The 20,846-nt window shown below is 30.8% G+C and carries 15 protein-coding genes; 4 read left to right on the top strand and 11 right to left on the bottom strand.

The annotated features are described in order from the left end of the window. Nucleotides 1–58: 58 nt before the first annotated feature. The 8 genes from B2694_RS08415 to rsmH form a co-directional block, all read right to left on the bottom strand. Nucleotides 59–859, bottom strand: coding sequence for a cell division protein FtsQ/DivIB (locus tag B2694_RS08415; protein ID WP_346885348.1), 801 nt, complete (start codon nucleotides 857–859; stop codon nucleotides 59–61). A 179-nt stretch (nucleotides 860–1,038) separates the two neighbouring features. After that, entirely contained in the window at nucleotides 1,039–2,148 is a 1,110-nt protein-coding gene (gene spoVE, locus B2694_RS08420) for a stage V sporulation protein E (RefSeq protein WP_150844857.1), read from the bottom strand. Nucleotides 2,149–2,170: 22 nt separating this feature from the next. Continuing rightward, nucleotides 2,171–3,127 carry a phospho-N-acetylmuramoyl-pentapeptide-transferase gene (mraY, locus tag B2694_RS08425; protein ID WP_346885349.1) on the bottom strand — a complete coding sequence of 319 codons (957 nt, stop codon included), beginning with the start codon at nucleotides 3,125–3,127 and terminating at the stop codon, nucleotides 2,171–2,173. Between the two features lie 13 nt (nucleotides 3,128–3,140). Beyond that, nucleotides 3,141–4,514, bottom strand: a complete 1,374-nt coding sequence (locus tag B2694_RS08430) for a UDP-N-acetylmuramoyl-tripeptide--D-alanyl-D-alanine ligase (protein ID WP_346885350.1) — start codon at nucleotides 4,512–4,514, stop codon at nucleotides 3,141–3,143. Beyond that, the gene (locus B2694_RS08435; protein WP_346885351.1) at nucleotides 4,515–5,963 is read right to left on the bottom strand and encodes a UDP-N-acetylmuramoyl-L-alanyl-D-glutamate--2,6-diaminopimelate ligase; all 1,449 of its coding nucleotides are present in this window, start codon (nucleotides 5,961–5,963) and stop codon (nucleotides 4,515–4,517) included. Between the two features lie 120 nt (nucleotides 5,964–6,083). Continuing rightward, nucleotides 6,084–8,279: a stage V sporulation protein D gene (locus B2694_RS08440; RefSeq protein ID WP_346885352.1), complete on the bottom strand. Its 2,196-nt coding sequence runs from the start codon at nucleotides 8,277–8,279 to the stop codon at nucleotides 6,084–6,086. Nucleotides 8,280–8,297: 18 nt separating this feature from the next. Next, a complete protein-coding gene (locus tag B2694_RS08445; protein ID WP_346885353.1) occupies nucleotides 8,298–8,795 on the bottom strand; it encodes a septum formation initiator family protein in 498 nt (165 codons plus the stop codon). Between the two features lie 27 nt (nucleotides 8,796–8,822). After that, on the bottom strand, nucleotides 8,823–9,755 hold the full coding sequence (gene rsmH, locus B2694_RS08450; protein WP_346885354.1) for a 16S rRNA (cytosine(1402)-N(4))-methyltransferase RsmH: 933 nt from the start codon (nucleotides 9,753–9,755) through the stop codon (nucleotides 8,823–8,825). Nucleotides 9,756–10,110: 355 nt separating this feature from the next. Between rsmH and ychF the strand changes: the two genes are divergently transcribed. Next, nucleotides 10,111–11,208, top strand: coding sequence for a redox-regulated ATPase YchF (gene ychF, locus B2694_RS08455; RefSeq protein ID WP_346885355.1), 1,098 nt, complete (start codon nucleotides 10,111–10,113; stop codon nucleotides 11,206–11,208). 77 nt (nucleotides 11,209–11,285) lie between these two features. On the opposite strand, the gene B2694_RS08460 is transcribed toward ychF, so the two are convergent. Then, the gene (locus tag B2694_RS08460) at nucleotides 11,286–13,280 is read right to left on the bottom strand and encodes a methyl-accepting chemotaxis protein (protein ID WP_346885356.1); all 1,995 of its coding nucleotides are present in this window, start codon (nucleotides 13,278–13,280) and stop codon (nucleotides 11,286–11,288) included. A 516-nt stretch (nucleotides 13,281–13,796) separates the two neighbouring features. Beyond that, entirely contained in the window at nucleotides 13,797–16,088 is a 2,292-nt protein-coding gene (locus B2694_RS08465; protein WP_346885357.1) for an AAA family ATPase, read from the bottom strand. A gap of 221 nt (nucleotides 16,089–16,309) precedes the next feature. Here B2694_RS08465 and B2694_RS08470 point away from each other — a divergent pair, with 221 nt between their 5' ends. The 3 genes from B2694_RS08470 to B2694_RS08480 all read left to right on the top strand — a co-directional run bounded on the left by B2694_RS08470 (nucleotide 16,310) and on the right by B2694_RS08480 (nucleotide 17,941). After that, a complete protein-coding gene (locus B2694_RS08470; protein WP_346885358.1) occupies nucleotides 16,310–16,741 on the top strand; it encodes a hypothetical protein in 432 nt (143 codons plus the stop codon). 151 nt (nucleotides 16,742–16,892) lie between these two features. After that, a complete protein-coding gene (locus B2694_RS08475; RefSeq protein WP_346885359.1) occupies nucleotides 16,893–17,252 on the top strand; it encodes a CidA/LrgA family protein in 360 nt (119 codons plus the stop codon). Beyond that, on the top strand, nucleotides 17,249–17,941 hold the full coding sequence (locus tag B2694_RS08480) for an LrgB family protein (protein ID WP_346885360.1): 693 nt from the start codon (nucleotides 17,249–17,251) through the stop codon (nucleotides 17,939–17,941). Before B2694_RS08475 ends, B2694_RS08480 begins: the two co-directional genes overlap by 4 nt. A gap of 216 nt (nucleotides 17,942–18,157) precedes the next feature. Here B2694_RS08480 and B2694_RS08485 read toward each other — a convergent pair whose 3' ends face one another. After that, nucleotides 18,158–20,707 carry a calcium-translocating P-type ATPase, PMCA-type gene (locus tag B2694_RS08485; RefSeq protein ID WP_346885361.1) on the bottom strand — a complete coding sequence of 850 codons (2,550 nt, stop codon included), beginning with the start codon at nucleotides 20,705–20,707 and terminating at the stop codon, nucleotides 18,158–18,160. Nucleotides 20,708–20,846: the final 139 nt, after the last annotated feature.

A 20,846-nucleotide genomic window follows, 5' to 3' on the forward strand; every position in this document is an offset into this window, starting at 1 on the left:
CTACCTCCCAATAAAATCTTTCTTGAACTATGATGCTTTTACTTTTTAATCTTTTGATCTATTTTTCCTTATAAATAACTGGATTGCCTTCAAAACTTACATCCACATATCCCTTCATCTCTCCAAGGGTCGCACTTTCTATTATGCTAAACCCCCTAGCAACTTTACTATTAACTTTATCAACAGTTCCAAGTTTCATGTATAAATTATTTACGTATAATTTTAAGTCTACAAAGTCATTAACTTCCAATTTTATTATGTTATATTTTTCAAACAAACTATTTTCTTTTATAAATTTATGAATATTGCAAATTGCCTTTATTTTATCTTCGTCTATATTTTTAATCTGTTCACCTATTTTTAAACATGTTTCATCAATTCCTTCAATCTTTAAAGCTTCTATGCCTTCGATAGATTCCTTTTTTTCCAAAACCACACCCTTATCATCAATCACATAGAAACCTCCTGATATTTCTGTGTAGAAAGCAATCTTTCTCTCATTGATAGCAATAGAGAGTTTGTTAGGGTATTTTCTAATAATGGTTGCTTCTAATATGTAAGGGTTTTTCTCTAACTCTTTTTCTATTTTTTTTGTTTTTATCTTGAATATATTGGTACCCTTTTGAAGCTTTGTAGTTGTTTTAACACCGTCTTCAGATAAATTTACCAATCCACTAACTAAAATCTCTGATAAATTAAAAGTAGGTAAAGTTAAAGCCAAAGTTATTAAAATAGAAATCATTACTACAAGTAGTAACATGGTCTTTTTTAATTTAATTATTTTTTTCTTTCGCTTTAATATCTCTTCTTTATTATCTATTATATAATTACCATAACTCTGTTTAGTTTTTTTTGCCACATCTTCACCACCAAATTACAATATATGAACATGAAAGTAAATTAATACACCTTCTATCATACCATTTTTATATTACAAATTCATTACAAAAATATTAAATATTACGACATATGTTTAATTAACTACAGAGCCAAAATAATAGGACTGAAGAATACAAAGCATCTTCAGTCCTATTATTTCTATGAAGTTTTTTTATTGTTCTGCCGAGTTATATTAAGAAGTATTCCCATAAATAACATATTAATTACTAAGGAAGACCCTCCATAGCTTATGAATGGTAGAGGAACCCCTGTTACTGGCATAGAGCCTGTAACAACAGCAATATTGATTAAGCTTTGAATAACTACTACAGAAGTTATTCCTGTAGCTAATAGGGAACCGTACATATCCTTTGCCTTAGATGCTGCAATAACTCCCCTCCATAGAAACAGTATAAACAATATAATTATAAAGGCACAGCCTATAAAACCTAGTTCTTCACCTATAACTGACAATATAAAATCATTATGAGGTTCAGGAATATAAAAACACTTTTGTCTTGATTGACCTATTCCAACACCAATAAGTCCTCCAGAACCTAATGCTAAGAGAGATTGTACCAATTGATATCCATCTCCTTGAGAATCACTCCAAGGATTAGTAAAACTTAAAAGTCTTCTAAGTCTATATTCCTCTGTTAAAATAAAAACAGCCCCTAAAACTCCTACAGTTCCTATTAGTCCTCCCATATGAATAACTTTAGTTCCAGCTACAAATAACATTATAAGACTAACCACCATAGTGACTGTGGCAATACTAAGATTCTTTTCAAGAAGAATCATTCCTGCTATAAAACCTGCAAATAAAAGGTTAGGCACTACGCCCTTCCAAAACTTTTTTATATTTTGAGGATTGCTTGATATATATTTTGCTACAAAAAGCACTACCACGTACTTTGCAATCTCCGATGGTTGAAAGGATAGAGGTCCAAGTCTAATCCAACGCTGAGCTCCCTTTACTGGTGGAAATAAAAACACTAAGCAAAGGGCTATAAATGTAAAGATTATTAAAATTCTTGTATACTTTTTATACTTATGGTAATCGATATTTAATGTGATCATCATTCCAACAAGTCCAAGTCCAGCCCATTGAAGCTGTTTCCATAGAAAGTATTCTGCATCATCATATTTAAAGGCTGAAAAATATGAACTAGCACTATATACCATGACAACTCCCACTGTAACTAACATAATAATTACAGCAAAAAGTAGAAAGTCCACATCTCCCAATTTCATTTTGGGTTTTTTCATATTAAATTCCTCCTACGCCATTTTAATAAGTTAGTGCAAGGAATCCTATTAAACATAGTATAACTGTTATTATGGAAAATACTGCTACTATCTTACTTTCATGCCATCCCTTTAATTCAAAGTGATGATGTAGAGGTGCCATCTTAAATACTCTCTTTCCAGTAAGTTTAAAGTAAGCAACCTGAATAATTACTGAAAGAGTTTCTAATAAATAAACTCCACCTACAATTATTACTATAAGCTCTAGCTTTAGTATCATAGCAATAGCTGCAACAGCTCCTCCAAGAGCTAATGAACCACCATCTCCCATGAAAATTTGTGCTGGATAAGAGTTGTACTTTAAGAATCCAAGAATAGCTCCAGCTAGAATTCCACAGAAAATTGCTAAAGTATAATATACCATGCCAAAACTTACAAGAGCAAAGAAAGTCATAATTAAAAGGGTAATAGAACTACAAAGCCCATCTAATCCATCTGTAAGATTAACCGCATTAGTTACCGCTGCAAAGTATACTACTATAAAAGGTATAAATAGCACTTTTAAATCCCAAGTTACTGTGCCTAGGAAAGGTATCATAATATCCGTTCCTATTTTATCCTTAGCATAATATCCAAAGACTATAGATACTATTACTAAAAGCAACATTTTTTGATAGCTTTTTAAGCCTTCATTCTTCTTCTTGATTATCTTTAGACCATCATCTAAAAATCCAATAGCTCCAAAGGCAATAAGGGCATAAAGAGCAAGCATTGCTTCATCATGAGGATTTCTAACCATTAATATCATAGTAATACAAGTAGAAATAATAAATATTATTCCTCCCATGGTTGGAGTTCCCTGCTTTTTCAAATGACTTTGTGGTCCATCTTCTCTAATGTTCTGACCAAATTTCAACTTGTGTAATCCTGGTATTATAAATGGTGCTATTGCAAAAGATATTATAAATGCTACTAAAATAGAATATATTAATTTATTCATATTCCATCCCTCCCTATATATTTTTCTTTTGTAATTCTTTAATTATATTTTCAAATTTCATAGATCTAGATGCCTTTATTAATAAAATATCATCACCTTTAATAGTTTTCTTTAATTCTGCTATTAGTTCCTCCATGGAATTAAAATCCATAAAACTTTCACTGCCATAGCCCTTTTTAAAGTTCTCACTGAACTCTCCTAGGGTAAATAATAAATCTATGCCCCTTGCCTTTGCATAAGCTCCTACCTGCTCATGAGCTCTAGCAGAATCCTCACCTAGTTCCTTCATGGTTCCAAGTACAGCAATTTTTCTTCCAGTATATTGTTTTAAGACCTCTAGAGCAGCCTCCATAGAATCTGGACTTGCATTATAAGCATCATTTATTATAGTATAGTTATCTAAATTTAAAACATCCAATCTCATAGATGTAGCCTGTAAATTTTCTATTCCTCCTTGGATTTCTTCATAGGTAACCTTAAGCTCTCTAGCTACAGCTATTGCCAATAACGAATTAAGCACATTATGTTTTCCTGGTACTGGTACTTTTATAGTAGCATTTACATCCTCACCATTTTCCTTAACACCAAACTCTATACTGTCCTTATTTATAATTATTCTACAACCTTTAAAATTATAATCACTATCTATACCAATTTTTACAATTTTATATTTATCTGTGTAATAATTGTGAAGCATATCATTATCTCCATTTATAATTAACACATTTTCTTCTGTAAAATTATTTGCTATTTCTAGTTTAGCTTTTAAAATATTTTCTCTAGTCTTTAAGTTTTCTAGGTGAGATGTACCTATATTAGTTATGACCCCTATAGATGGTTTTGCTACTTTTGCCAAGGTATCAATTTCTCCCAAATCGCTCATCCCCATCTCTAAAATTGCAACCTGGTAAGTTTTATCTAATTTAAATATCATCAAAGGAAGTCCAATATCATTATTAAAATTCCCTTGGGTTTTAAACACCTTATATTTTTTGCTAAGAGCTGCTGCCATTAAATCCTTTGTGGATGTCTTACCAGTAGAACCAGTAATTCCTACCACCTTTATATCTAAAGTACTAATATAGTAGGATGCTAAATCAAGAAGGGCCCTCTTAGTATCCTTAACTAAAATTATAGATAAATTTTTTTCATCTAAATCTTCATATTGTTCTTTTTCATGTACTATACAAAGTTTAGCTCCACTATCTATAGCTCCCTTTACAAATTTATGACCATCAAAGTTTTCTCCCTTGATTGCTATAAAAATATCTCCCAAAGAGACATTTCTACTATCTATGGTTACATTAGAAAACTCTTCTGTAGCTCCACTAATTAATATTTCTCCGGATATAGCCTCAGCTATTTCCTTTAACCTTATAGTTTCCATCTAAAGCTCCAACTCCTCTATCAATTCTAATACAACTTCCTTTTCATCAAAATGAATAGTTTCATTTTTAAGGATTTGGTAAGTTTCATGTCCTTTTCCTGCAATTACTATAATATCATCTTTTTCCCCGAGGAGTAAGGCTGTTTTTATGGCTTCTCTTCTATTTTCAATAAGTTTATAGTTAGATTTCTCAACCCCAGCCTTAATATCTTCTAATATCATATAAGGATCTTCACTTCTTGGATTATCAGAGGTTATTATGGCTATATCACTGAGTTCTGTTCCTATTTCACCCATGATAGGTCTTTTTGTTCTATCTCTATCACCACCACACCCAAAGATACAAATCAACTTTCCTTTAGTAAGTTCTCTAAGATTTTCTAAGATATTTTTTAAGCTATCTGGAGTATGAGAATAATCTCTAATTACTTGAAAACCTAAGTTCATCCCTAAAGTTAAGTTCTCACATCTTCCAGGCACAGTAACCTTAGAAAGTCCTTCAACAATAGTATCCATATCTATACCTTCATCTAAGGCAGCTCCAATACAACCTAGTGCATTATAAACATTATATCTACCTGGTATAGGCAACTGAACTTTATATGTTTTTTCATTTCCTTTTAAATTAAATATAATTCCTGTAGATTCTAAATTAATGTCTATTCCCTTTAAATCACTTTCTTTTTCAATAGAATAAGTTGTTACCCTTGAATTTATTTTTTCAAGAAGCTTAATTCCATAACTATCATCTACATTTACCACAGAATGTTTACAAATTTTAAACAACTTGCTTTTTGCATTGAAGTAGTTTTCAAAGGTTTTATGGAAATCTAAATGGTCTTGAGTTAGATTTGTAAATATCCCTTGTGAAAATTCAATCCCATAAACTCTATCTAAGTCTAAAGAGTGAGATGAAACTTCCATAACACAATAATCTATATTACTGTCTACCATATCCTTAAAAAGCTTTTGCAATTCCAAAGATTCTGGAGTAGTTTTTTCTGTATGAATCTCCTTATTCCCTATATAGTTAGCTATGGTACCTATTAGCCCAACTTTATACCCCTTTGCCTCTAATACTCCCTTTAACATAAAGGCAGAAGTAGTCTTGCCATTGGTACCAGTTATACCTATTATTTTCATCTTTTTGCTTGGATTATTATAAAAGTTTGAAGCTGCTATAGCTAATGCCCTTCTGCCACTTTCAACTTTTATAAATGTTATGCCTTCAACAAAAGTCACATCTTTTTCAACCACCACAGTTTTAGCACCATTTTCTATAGCCTTTGATATAAAATTGTGTCCATCTACATTAAATCCTCCTATGGCAAAAAACATATCTCCACATTTTATCTTTCTACTATCATATTGAGGATCATTAATTTCTATACTCTCATCTCCACTTAATACTGTATAAGTTGATCCCTTTAATATCTCTTCTATTTTCATCTTGCTCACATCCTTAAAATACTTTTCTTTCTAATTTAAAACATTGTCCAAAATTTAATTTTTATACCTTATAGCATATAAAATCCGGTAGCACAAGTCAACCTGTAACTACCGGATAATCTAATCTACTAAGGTGCCAAGATGGAAGGTTACCGTGGTTCCTTTTTTAATTTCTTGGTTTCCTACAACACTTTGTTCTACCACTAGACCTTCACCTATAAATTCACTCTTTAATCCTAAATCATCAAAAAGCTTTATGATACTTTCCTTTGTAAATCCCTTTAAATCAGGAATTATAACTGTATCTGCGCTTCCATTACTGCCTCCTGCATATAGGATTATTTCTTTACCTTCCTTAAGAGTAAACCCTGGTTTTGGATTTATATCTGTTATAGTGCCTCCACTACCTTCTACTCTAATAGTTAACCCTGCATCAGTTATTATTTTTTTAGCATCTGCAACTGATAGTCCTCTAACCTCAGGAACAATTACATCTGCTTTTAAACTTTCATCAACTTCCATATAGCTTCCATTAGGCTTCATTTCTGTATAATTAAACAAATCATTAAATAACTTTTGTCCAACTGGGGCAGCAATTTGTCCTGCATAATAGAATAATGGATTTGGTTCATCAATAGATACAAATACTGTATACTTTGGATTATCAGCAGGGGCCATCCCTGCAAAGGATGATAGATATTTATCATTTGCATATCCACCATTAACAGTGTCTACCTTTTGTGCTGTACCTGTTTTACCAGCAATTCTATATCCATCAATTTTAGCCTTTGATCCTCCGCCTGCACCAACTACTTGTTCTAAATGAGACCTCATTTCAGTCATAGCCTCTGGAGTAAAACGTTGTTGTTTTTCTATCTTATAGGTTTCATCAACTACTAGCTCTTTTTTATCATCATAATGATTTATTTCCTTCATTAAATGAGGTGTTATCAAATATCCACCATTGGCAATTGCATTGAAAGCTCTCATAAATTGAACTCCTGTAGTTGTATTGCTTTGTCCAAAGGATATAGTAGCTAAGTCTGTTACAGATATATCTTTTGTGGCTTTAACTATACCAGCTGATTCACCAGGTAAATCAATTCCGGTTTTATGTCCTAACCCAAATTTTTCAATATATTCGTTAAGATTTGCAGCACCTAATCTTTCTCCTAAAACCATAAATCCAACGTTACAAGAATTTTTTAATATTTCTTCAAAGGTTTGAGGACCATGACCCGAAGTCTTCCAACAGTGAATATTTCTTCCCCCAATATTAAGTGAGCCTCCACAATTAAAAGCTTCTCCCTCTGTAAGAATCCCTTTTTCTATGGCCGCCGTGGCTGTGACTACCTTAAAAATAGAACCTGGTTCATAGGCATCACTAACTAATCTATTTCTCCACATCTTCTGAATGTCATCATCTGATGTTCCCCCAACCCACGGATTATTAGGATCATAATCTGGCTTATTTGCTAAAGCCAATATTTCTCCTGTATTAGGATCCATAACCATAATTGATACTGCTTTAGCCTCATTATCTGCCAAAGCCTCTTCAGCTAACTTTTCTGCAAAGTTTTGTATATTTTCATCAATGGTAGTAACTACGTTTCTTCCATCAATAGGTTCTGTAAATTCTGAGATTGTATATGGTAATCCCTCACTCTTTTGGTCAATTTCAGCAACTTTAATCCCTGGAACTCCAGATAGATACTTATTATAATAAAGTTCTAACCCCGTAAGTCCTTCTCCATCTGAATTAGTATGACCTAATATATGGGCAGCAAAATTACCATTTGGATAATACCTTTTCGTATCAGGTGATATTACTATACCATTAATGTTATTATTTTTACAAAACTCTCTTACAGCATCTGTTGCATCCTTTTCTATTCTTCTCTTTAATATTGCAGAGCCTCTAGGCCTTCCATTGGGAAGAGGATTAGTTAATATGTGTAATACATCAGCCTGTTCTTCTCCAATTATTCCACTTAGAGTTGTTGCAACTTGTTCCATGGTCATTCCATTATTTTCTATATCTTTCCTTAAAGTGTTCAAATCTAAGTCCGCTCTATAAACATTAGCACTTATTGCTAGCTCATTACCATTTCTATCTAATATCTTACCTCTTTTAGCATTTATCCTAACGTCACTAGTCCATTGCTGTTTCGCCAAAGACTTATAGGTTGATTCTTCAACAAACATAACATAACCTAATCGTATACTTAATCCTAGGAAAACTAAGAAGGCTAATAGCATAGCTAACATCATTCTCTTTTTCATTAATACCTTATCAACAAAATATTTCTTTGCCACCTACAATTACCTCACTAACTAATTAAATAATAAGTTTTTAATTTTACTTAATAAACTAACCCCTTTTTCTTCATTAGTGCTACTTGTAGCTATCTCTTTAATTGCATCAATATCACAATAGATTGCATTAGTACTCTTTGGTTCAATCATTTTTAATTCTTTAGTGGCAACTTCTTCTATGTAGGAAAAATTGTTAAACTTAAGTAGTTTTATTCTCAAATCTTCACTCTCTTCTGTTAGCGTTTGTATCTGCTCTTGAAGAACTATTATTTCCTTTTGATTATTATATATAGCACTGTATCTAGATACAATAATAGCCCCAACTAGTCCTGCTGCTACTATACTTCCATTAAGCTTTAAAAATTTTGCTATCTTTTGCTTCCTAATTTTTCTTAATTCTTCTTTACTTGGGCCTTGTTTAGTAGGAGTTTTTACCCTTTCTCTAGGTAACGGATTTACCTGAGAAGCTAAAGCTGTATTCCCACTTACCCTATTTTTTCTATTTTCTACTACCATTTTACTACCCCCATCTAGTTTTTAGAACTAAATCTTTTTACATCCCCTTAACTTGGCACTTTTACTTCTTGAATTATTATCAAGTTCTTCCTTAGTAGCTTCTATAGGCTTTTTGTTAATTAATTTAATTATTGGCTTTTTCCCACACACACACATAGGAAGATCCTTAGGACACTTACATGGGTCTACTAAATCTCTAAACTTATTTTTTACAATTCTATCTTCTAAAGAATGAAATGTAATTATTGCCATAACTCCATCCTTATTTAAAGCTTCTATGCCATCACCTATAGCCCTATCTAAAATACTCAATTCACTGTTTACTTCTATTCTAATACCTTGAAATGTTCTTTTAGCAGGGTGTCCACCTTCCCTTTTAAACTTGGCAGGTATGCACTCGTCTATAATTTTTACAAGTTCAAGGGTAGTTTCAACAGGTTTTACTTTTCTTTTTTCTACTATCCTGCTAGCAATTCTTCTTGAAAACTTCTCCTCCCCAAAATCTCTAAGAATTCTAAAGAGTTCATCCTCACTATACTCATTCACTACATTATAAGCTGAAAAAGCTTCCTCCCTATTCATTCTCATATCTAAGGCTGCTTCCTTCATATAGCTAAAGCCTCTTTCACCTTGATCCAACTGATAAGATGAAACTCCCAAATCCATGAGTATACCATCAACTTTTTCTATTCCTAAAGACTCTAATATGTCCTTAATATTATAAAAATTATTGTGTACATAGGTAACGTTATTAAAATCCTTTAGCTTTTCCTTTGCAGCCTTAAGAGCATCTAAATCTTGGTCTATTCCTATTAATCTTCCCTTTGGTGAAAGTTTCTTTAAAATTTCCTTTGAATGACCTGCTCCGCCTAAAGTGCAATCAACATATATACCATCTTCTTTAATATCTAACATTTCTATGCATTCTTCTAACATTACTGAAAAGTGTTTAAATTCCATTATATATTCTCCTTTGTTTCGTCTATGGTTTATAAAATATAAACTATAGAATCCATTTATACACTTTTCATTGTACCATAAATAATTCTATAAGTTTACATAAATTCCTTTTAAATATTCCCTAAATGAAAAACTTTTTTTAAACAAATTTATAAATATATACAAAGAATTTTCAACTAATTCCAAATATATTGCATTTATATAATATATTTACTTATTTTTCTACGGCTTTTTCCCTATTACTCTATATAAATTGTAGAATTATTGAAATTCCCTTTTCTGTAGAGTATAATTTAAAAGAATGAAATTTTTAAGTAATAAGCCACATGGTTTACATAGAAAGGACGAATATTATATGAAATTAGGAATAGTAGGTTTACCTAACGTAGGAAAGAGTACATTATTTAATGCCATTACAAAAGCAGGAGCAGAGTCTGCTAACTATCCATTTTGTACTATAGAGCCAAATGTAGGAGTTGTTAGTGTACCTGATAACCGTCTTGATGTATTACAAAAATTATATAACTCTAAAAAACAAGTACATACTGCCATAGAATTTTATGACATTGCAGGATTAGTTAAAGGAGCAAGTAAAGGTGAAGGACTTGGAAACAAATTTTTATCTCATATAAGAGAAGTAGCTTCAATTGTTCATACTGTTAGATGTTTTAAAGATGATAATGTTGTTCATGTAGAAGGATCTGTATCACCTATAAGAGATATTGAAACTATTAATTTAGAATTAATTTTTTCTGATTTAGAAGTACTAGAAAGAAGAATGGAAAAATCTATAAAACTAGTACGCTCAGGGGATAAGACTGCAAAAGTTGAATATGCAATTATGGAAAAAATTAAAAAACATTTAGAAGACAATATGCCAGCTAGAACTTTAGAGTTTACAGATGAAGAAGAAGAATTTGTTAAATCTCTTTTCTTAATAACTTCTAAACCTGTACTATATGCATGCAATGTAAGTGAAGAAGACTTAATGGAGTGTGGCGGAGAAAATGAAATGGTAAAAGAAGTAGAAGTCTATGCTGCTAAGGAGAAATCTGAAATTATCATAGTATGTGCTAAATTAGAAGAAGAATTATCTACATTAGATGATGAAGAAAAGAAAGACTTACTTTCAGAGTATGGTCTTGAAGAATCAGGTCTTGATAAACTAATCCATGCAAGTTATAAACTTCTTGGACTAATGAGCTACTTAACTGCTGGTGTTCAAGAGGTAAGAGCTTGGACAATTAAAATAGGTACAAAGGCACCTGCTGCTGCTGGTAAAATTCATACCGACATTGAACGTGGATTTATCCGTGCTGAGGTAATTTCCTTTGATAAGTTAGTTGAATGTGGTTCTGAAGCTGCAGCTAAAGAAAAAGGCTTCTACAGACTTGAAGGAAAAGAATATATAATGCAAGATGGAGATGTAGTAAACTTTAGATTTAATGTATAATTATTCTAAAATTAAATTCTTCATATAATTTGAAAATGTATGAGTGAAATCCACTCATACATTTTTTATATAATGTATTATTCAATTATAAACTTTGAAATCTCAAATTTTAAAGTTTCAGATAATTCATTTAAATCCTGAGTATATCTTGAAATTTCATCCATATTAGCAGTAATTTCTTCTGTAGAAGCTGATATTTCTTCTGTGGCTGAAGCAGTGCTTTCTGAAATTGATGTAACATTTTCTATTTCTTTTACTACATTAATTTTTTCATATTGAATATTCTCAATAGATTTTTTAATTTCACTTATCTTACTTGATAACTCAAGTACACTTTCAGATATGTTTTCAAAAATTTGTGAAGTTTCACCTACCATTTTTCCTTCTTCATCTACCACTTGTTGAGAGTTATTTATAGCAGATACAGCTAACATAGATTTTTCTTCTATCGCTTTAATCATAACATTTATTCTATCAGTTGAACTCTTTGATTGATCTGCTAATCTTCTTATTTCATTAGCTACTACAGCAAATCCCTTACCTGCCTCGCCAGATCTAGCTGCCTCTATAGATGCATTCAAAGATAATAAATTAGTTTGTTCTGTTATATCAGAAATTGTTTTAGATATAAGATTTATTTGATCCATACTTTCATTTACTTCTTTCACTATATTTCCAACAACTTCAAAAGTATCTTTTATTTTCGTTGAACTGTTTATTAGCTCTGAAACTATTTTACTTCCTTCAATACTATAACTCTTTGTATCTTTAGATATACTATCAATTTCTGTAGAGGAATTTTCTATATTATCAATTCCTTGGGCTAAATCCTCCATATGACTTGCACATTGAATAGTACTTTCAGCTTGATTAGATGCACCTGAAGCTATTTCATCCATGGCTATATGCGTTTGCGAAAGGGCAGTAGTAGTTTCATTAGACATTATAGCTAAATCAGCTGAAGTTTTTAATACCACCTGAGATGACTTGTCCATATTTTTCATTAACAGTGCAATGGATTCCATCATATTGTTAAAGTAATCTCCTAATTCTTTAAAGTCATCTTTGGACTTAATTTCTACTTTACCTGTAAAATCTCCTTTGGCAGCTTTAGATATTACGTTCTTAACCTTTTTCATATTTTTAGCGATGCCTTCTCCTAAAATTATGCTTATAATTATTGCAACTATTCCTATTACAATTATCCCTATTATCAAAAAGCTTCTAACTGCATTAGTATCTTTTAATAATTCTATTTCCGGTATAAATGCCACTAATTTTATATTTTCTAAGGAATTCAAATTATAAACTACAAAATTTCTTTCTCCATTATTACTTAATTCTATAAACCCCGAATTATCATCTACTACAGATTTAAGTTCCTCATCTACCTCTATTAAATTTTTACCTATTAAGCCTTCATCTGTATGAGATATAATATCACCATTACTACTACATACAACTACAACCCCTTCATCACCTATTTTTATGTTAGATATACTTGAACTAAAAACATCTAAAGATAAATCTAATCCAACAACTCCAACAACCTGTCCATCCTTTACTACTGTCCTAGCCAGTGTAACCGTAGTTTTTTGATCTTCAGCACTAGTATATGGAGATGTAATTATATAGGAGTCCTTATTTGCTGTAGCTAAAGTATACCATTCCTTCTCCTTATGATTATATCCATCTGGAAGATTAATTTTGTGGGAAGTATAAAAATCACCATTCTCTGTTCCATAAAACACTGTACTAATATTATAATCTGATACTTCTACATTATTCATATGACTTATTATATCTTTAATACTTTCACTACTATTGTCCAACTCAATAAATTTACTGTTAAGTGTTAGTGAATTTATTTGATTCGCTACTGTATTAAAATAATTTTCTATCCCTCTATTCACCTCTACCAGTGTTTGACCAGTGGAATACTTTAAGTTATCCTTAAGCAAACTATAACATTCATTATAAACCAATAAGGCTATAAAAATTAAAGGGATAATAGATACTCCTAGCAACGAAATTATAAGTTTACTCTTTAAGCTGTTGAAATTCTTTTTCATATACTCATCCCCATTCAAAATTTATTAATATAAAATTTTTTACACTTTATATTTTAATTTTCGCAACATTCATAAAATTCTTTATATAGAATATTTATACTAGTATACAATTATTAATTAGGTATGTAGTTGATTGAAGTGATAAACCTAAAATAGATGTTTCGAAGAGCAAAACCTATATAATTAAACTGCTCTTCTAAAGGCAATCGCTCTATTTTAAATAACTTAATTAAATATAAATGGAGGGTATTATTACAACTCATCACCTTAAAAGTTGCATAATACTCTCCACTTTACACTTATTGTATATTTATTCCCTCAATATTGAAAATATATGATATGCTAATACATTCCTATAAAACTAGCTAGTTATATAACAATATACCTATATTACTATTTCACTATATACCATATTACTATATTAATTTTTACATATATAAATAGTTATATATAGATATAGTTAACTATTTGTTCTATTCATGGGGGTTTCAAGGAATTTCCACCATTTCTTTACCATCATTTCTTCTCATATTCTATACACTGCTTACTTATTAACTCCATTATATTATCCATAGTAATTTCTTCAGCATCAAATATTAACTCCATGGCATCTTCCACAGTTTCTATAGTATATATTTTAAATTTACCTTCAAAGATTGCTCTCTCAACTTCTCTTGAAAGTACTAAATCATCTTTATTAGATAGAGGAATAACAACTCCCTTTCCTTCCGTATCATCCATGATTTTACACACTTCGAAGAATCCTTCAATTTTTTCATTTACACCACCTATAGGCTGTACTTGCCCAAATTGATTTATGGATCCAGTAATTGAAATATTTTGTTTGATAGGAATCTTGCAAAGAACAGATATTATAGCTAATGCTTCAGCTACTGATGCACTATCACCATCTATAACTCCATATAACTGCTCAAAGCTAAGATTAAAATCTACTGGTAGAGTTTTATATCCTCCATTGATATTATTAATATATCCTTTTAAAATATTAATTCCCTTAGTATGAATTTTACCACTTAGGTTGGATTCTCTTTGAGCATCAATGATTTTCCCTTCCCCCTTAAAACAGGTACAAGTTATTTTAACAGGCTTACCAAAACTTGTATATCCCGTATCAATGACAGAAAGCCCGTTAATTTGTCCCACCTTGCTTCCTGAAACATCTATTAACAATTTTTTTTCATCATATAGCTCTAGATATTCTCTTTCTATAGGTTCTTTCCTATAAGCAATGTTCTCTATGTCATCTCCATCAATAAATTCCCTTGCCTCTTCTGCTGCTTTATAATTAGCTTGTATTATAAGGTTTGATAATTCATCATTGTCAAAATGTATCTTATTTTTATTTTCTGCCTTTCTAGATAAAAATTTTGCAATTTCGCTTATGCCACTAGATGTTATAGGTTTAATATTATTTTCCTTAGACAATCTATTTATTTCTTTTATTAATACAGTTTTAACCTTATTCTCAGCCTTCAATACTCCTCTATAGTCAGCCCTCGTCTTAAATATTGTTCTGAATTCTTTATCATAGTTATACAATGCGTCATAAATATCATAATCCCCAATTATTATTACTTTAGTATTAATTGGCATAGGTACTGGTTTTAAACTACTTAAAGTAAATAGTTCTATATATCCTCTGTTGTAATCTAAGTCTACTTTTTCCGATATTATAGCTCTTTTCAAATAATAATAAGACTGAGAATTACTTAGTAGACTACTAGCTCTAAGAATTAGACACCCCCCATTAGCTCTTACATAACTACCTGCTCTTATGGATTTCACTGTAGATACATATATATTATTATGATTTTCATAATCTATAGATCCAAAGAGGTTAGATACACTAGGATCTTCTTCAAAGATTACTGGTGGATACTCAATATCTGAATTATCAACAATTACATTTACATCATATTTATATATAATGTCTCTTATAGCTTCTTCATCATCCTCATAGCTTATAGAATAGTTTTCCTCAAGTTCGCCCTTAATGTCAGTAATTAAGTAATGAATATAAGCCTTAGCCTCACTATCATCATTAAATTCTTTTTCTATTACTAAATTTAATTCCTCCATTTCTTCTTTAAAAAAGTTATCCATTATCTCTCTAATTCTATTTATTTCATCATTTTTCATATTCCTTAACTTTTCTAATATATCATTAGCATTTATCTTTAACTCATCAACTTTATTTAATATTTCAAATTTTTCCTCTTCCTTAAGATTATCGAATTCATCCTCTGTCATTTCTTTTCCGTCAACTAGAGGTATAAATGTAAATCCCTCCCCACTAGTTTTTATTTCAAAACCATACTCTTTAGAAAGTTTAATTAAATCTCCCACTATTTTGCTACGCCTATCTTTAATAGTAGTAATAAGGTGTTCTTTTTCTTTGTTATCTATTCCATTATAAAATTTAAATATACTTTCTGCATAAAATTCTTGAATCTTGTCTACTACCTTTTTAAGCTTATTTCCATTTCCATTGTTAACAAACAACGGAACAGGCTCCTTTGGATTTCCTTTTATAACATAACATATATCCTTTGGTGGCTTTCCACCCGTCAATATATGTTTTACATAGCTAACAATATGTTTTACTCTATCCTTGCAAAATTCATCAACTAAGTAAATATTATAGCCTTCACCATTTAAAAGAAGTGAGGTTTTTATTTTATTATATGCATCCTTATATTGTGGCAATATAAATTCGCCTTCTATTTCTCTATCTTCAACAATTTCAAAATCGTACAAAACTTCACTGGGTTTTAAAACTCTTTTCATACTGTCCTCCCAAATAAAATCATTTAGTATATTAATATTCTTATAAAAGGACTTTTGGAACAAAAACATAAAATTTCATATTATAATTTTTTAAAATTAAACATAAACTTGTTATAACAACTTAATTATTATATAATAATGATATTGTGTAATATTATACACTTGAATACAGTCAGATATTATACGTAGTTATTTATTCTTCATGTAAAGGAGTTATTCATATGGGATTCAAAGACAAATTATCACAAAGTTATTCTAATGCTTTTATAAATAGATATGGTGATAGAATAACACAAGTTCAAGGAAGGGCTTTATCTGTTAAAACAGAGGAAAAATCTTTTCTTGGAATTTTAAATACTATTATTGTTACTATTGTAGTAAAACAAGACAGTGCTAGAACTATAGCAACTTGTGTTTATAAGAAAAAGAGATGGTTTAAAAAGCCAGAATTCATTCCTGTATCTCAAGGTCATTCTTTATTAATCCAAGGTTTAAAACCTGATTATTCTAAAAAGAAAAAGAAGAAAAAGAAATTTAAGGACTACATAAGCATAATGAACGTTATGAACCTTACTAATAAGAGAGACTTAGTTCCTGTTGAAGGTGGTCAAAAGAAGATACAGAGAGTAAAACAAGATAGAAGATTTAAATAAGTAATGAAGCTCCCTTAACTGGGGCGTAATAGGAAAATTTAACTTTTTAGTTAGCACAGGATACTACTTGTATCCTGTGTTTTTTTGACATACCTATAAAAAAGATGTACAATTCTAAATTGGTAGTACCAATTTAGAAAGGGATGTTTATATGAAGTATTTTCGTCAATTTGGAATTATTTTGGCAGTAACTTTTATTGGAGAAATATTAAAATGTATTATTCCATTACCTATTCCTGCTAGTATATATGGTTTAATTCTCATGCTTATAATTTTAAAAGCAAAAATAATTCCCCTTGAACAAGTGAAGGAAACAGGAACTTTTTTAATAGAAATTATGCCTCTTATGTTTATACCAGCAGCAGTTGGTTTATTAGTTTCTTGGGATGTACTAAAGGATATTTGTATTCCTGTTATTACAATAACTATTTTAACAACAGTTATTGTAATGATAGTGACAGGTAAAGTTACCCAGTTTATGATTAAGCTAGAGAGGATGAATAAAAATTGAAGGATTTATTATGTAATTCAGCATTTTTCGGAGTAGTGGTCAGTATTCTAGGCTATGAAATAGGGTTGTTTTTAAAAAAGAAATTTAATAATGGGATCTTTAATCCCTTACTTATTTCAATTCTTTTTGTAATGGCAGCTTTAGTTATTTTTAAAGTAGATTTTGAAAGTTACAATAATGGAGCAAAATATTTAAGTTATTTACTAACTCCTGCTACAGTATGTCTAGCAATCCCTTTATATGAGCAACTGGATTTATTAAAAAACAATTTTAAAGCTATTATAATAGGAATTTTTTCAGGAGTAGCAGCCAGTCTTATAAGTGTATTTTTATTCTCTTTGCTTTTTCAGTTTACCCATGAGCAGTATGTAACCTTACTTCCAAAATCCATTACCACAGCTATAGGAATGGGGATTTCAGAAGAGCTAAATGGAATTGTTACAATTACAGTAGCTGTCATTATTGTAACTGGTATTATTGGTAATATCCTTGCTGAAGTTATTTGTAAGGTATTTCATATCCATGAACCAATTGCTAAAGGAATTGCCATAGGAACCTCTTCCCATGCCATAGGAACTTCAAAGGCAATGGAAATTGGAGAAATAGAAGGTGCTATGAGTGGTCTTGCAATAGCAGTGGCAGGTTTATTCACAGTAATTGGTGCCTCCATATTTGCTAATCTTTTATAATTATAAGTCTCTACTAAAAATTACAGTGATATAATTGTCCAAGCTATTAAATTCTCTTAAACTTATATCACTTTAACAAGCTATAGAGCATATAAATAGCCAAGGTATCTAGAGTGATATGCTTCCCTTATGGTGGACAGTTTAAATAATAAAACTGTTTATTATAAGGAAGATCATATTATAAAGTACCCTGGCTATTTTTCACTTAAAATATTCTTAAGTTCTGTTTCCTACAAAAGTAGCAATGCTATTAATAAAGGATATTATTCCTGAGAAAAATACAATGATTGCCCACTGTCCAACACCTATAGACATGGTATGGAATATACCTTGTAACATAGGAACATATATTACTAATAAAAGTGCTGTCACTGAAATAATAACAGAACCCAATAAATACATATTGGTAAATGGATTGATTTCAAAGAGAGAATACTTTTCACTTCTACATTCAAATACGTGAATTAACTGTGAGCAAATTAAAGTTCCAAGGGCTAAAGTTCTACATACTCCTAATCCATATCCATAATACTTACCCGCTAAGAATGCAAGAACTGTACAAACACCAATTAATGCACCTCTAATTAATATCTTTTCTTTTAATCCCCTTGCAAAAACACTTTCGCCTTTTTTTCTTGGCTTTTCATACATTATATTTTTATTTGGTGGGTCTACTCCAAGAGCTATAGCTGGAAGTCCATCAGTAACTAAATTTACAAATAAAATTTGAATTGGAAGCAGTGGTACTTCTAAATAAAACAATGAAGCTAAGAACATAGTCAATACTTCACCTAAGTTACAAGATAGTAGATATCTTATAAATTTTCTAATATTATCATATATAACTCTACCTTCTTCTACTGCAGTTACAATAGTAGCAAAGTTGTCATCTAACAATATCATAGATGCCGCTTCCTTAGTTACATCTGTTCCTGAAATTCCCATAGCTATTCCAATGTCAGCTTCTTTAATAGCAGGGGCATCATTAACTCCATCCCCAGTCATAGCTACAATATTACCTCTACTTTTAAAAGCTTTTACTATTCTTAATTTATGTTTAGGGCTAACCCTTGCAAATATCCTATAATCGTCTATGGATTTTTCAAGTTCTTTATCATTTATTCTATCAAGTTCAGCTCCTGTAATTACTTCCTTGCTTTCATTACATATATTTAGATCTTTCCCTATGGCAAAGGCTGTATTTTTGTGGTCACCCGTGATCATAACCGGTCTTATTCCTGCAACTCTGCACTTTAAAACTGCATCCTTTACTTCTTTTCTTGGTGGGTCTATAATTCCAGCCACCCCTACAAAAATTAAACCATTTTCCACCTTGTCTCCCTTAATTAAGTTATTATCTTTATACGCACCTGCAATGCATCTAAGTGCTCTAAAGGACATATCATCAATAAGCTTTTCTACACTTCTTCTATAAGGTATAGTTAATGGCTCTACCCTTCCATTTACTAATATATGTGAACATCTATCAAGTACTCGCTCTGGAGCTCCTTTAACATAACATACATCCTTCTTAGTAGTTACGTCCTTCACAATTACTGTCATCATTTTTCTTGTAGAATCAAAGGGGATATCAAAAATCCTCTCTACTTTACTATTAAATTTTTCTATTTCAGAAACCTTTTTAAAGAAGCCTTTTATTAAAGCAGTCTCTGTTGGGTCTCCCATTAAAGCCTTTTCCATGGAATTAGAAGAATAATTATAGTTACAATCATTACAATATACAAATATTTTTTTTAAAATATCATGGTCAAAACTTTTATCTTCATCAATATCATGAATTTTTCCATTATGAAGAAGTGCTGTTACCGTCATTCTATTTTCTGTTAAAGTTCCTGTTTTATCACTACATATTACAGATGTACATCCTAGGGTTTCAACCGCTGGTAACTTTCTTACTAGGGCATTTCTCTTAAGCATTCTTGATACTCCTAAAGCAAGGGCAACAGTTACTATAGCTGATAGCCCTTCTGGAATAGCAGCAACGGCTAAACTAACCCCAGATAAAAACATGTCATAGACATTTTCACCTCTATAAATACCTAAAAAGGTTACTACTGCACATATAGTTAAGCAAAGAACTACAAGTACTTTTCCAAGGGAATTTAATCTTTCCTTTAGTGGGGATGGTTCATCTTCTATAGAGTGAAGCATATGAGCTATTCTCCCCATTTCTGTATTCATTCCAGTTCCATATACCTTTGCTTTTCCCCTACCTGTCAATACGATAGTCCCCATATATATATTATTATCACTGTCCTCTGGATTCTTGTGCACTCCTACGGATTCACCAGTTAGAAGAGATTCATCCATCATAAGATTATTTCCTTCAACTAAAATACTATCAGCAGGTATCCTATCCCCACTTTCTAATATAACCAAATCTCCTGGTACTAAATATATGGAATTAATAACTTCAATTTTTCCATCCCTTATTACCTTAGCAGTAGGTGAGGATAATTTTTTTAACTGTTCTAAGGATTTTTCAGTTTTATATTCTTGTACAAAACCTAAAATTCCATTCATTACTATAATTATTAGAATAGTTATAGCGTCTGCTTTATCCCCCATAAAACCCGATATAACGGTTGCCACCATTAGTATCCAAATAATCAAATCATTAAATTGCGACAAGAATATTTTTATAGGTGACACTTTTTTCTTACTCTGTAACTCATTTAGTCCGTATTCTTTCAGCCTATCTTCTATTTCATTGGTAGATAGCCCTCTATATTCTTTAGCACTCACATTTTTTCCCCCTTACATTTTTTTATTTATAGTTAGAAATAATCTATCATTAAAATATATGTACCATCCTACCAGTATATGAAAACTTTAACTTTACATAAGGTAAATAAACCTTTAAAATACTAATTATAAATAAGAA

The organism is Clostridium sp. UBA4395, assembly GCF_002390995.1.
GTDB classification, from domain to species: domain Bacteria; phylum Bacillota; class Clostridia; order Clostridiales; family Clostridiaceae; genus Clostridium_J; species Clostridium_J sulfidigenes.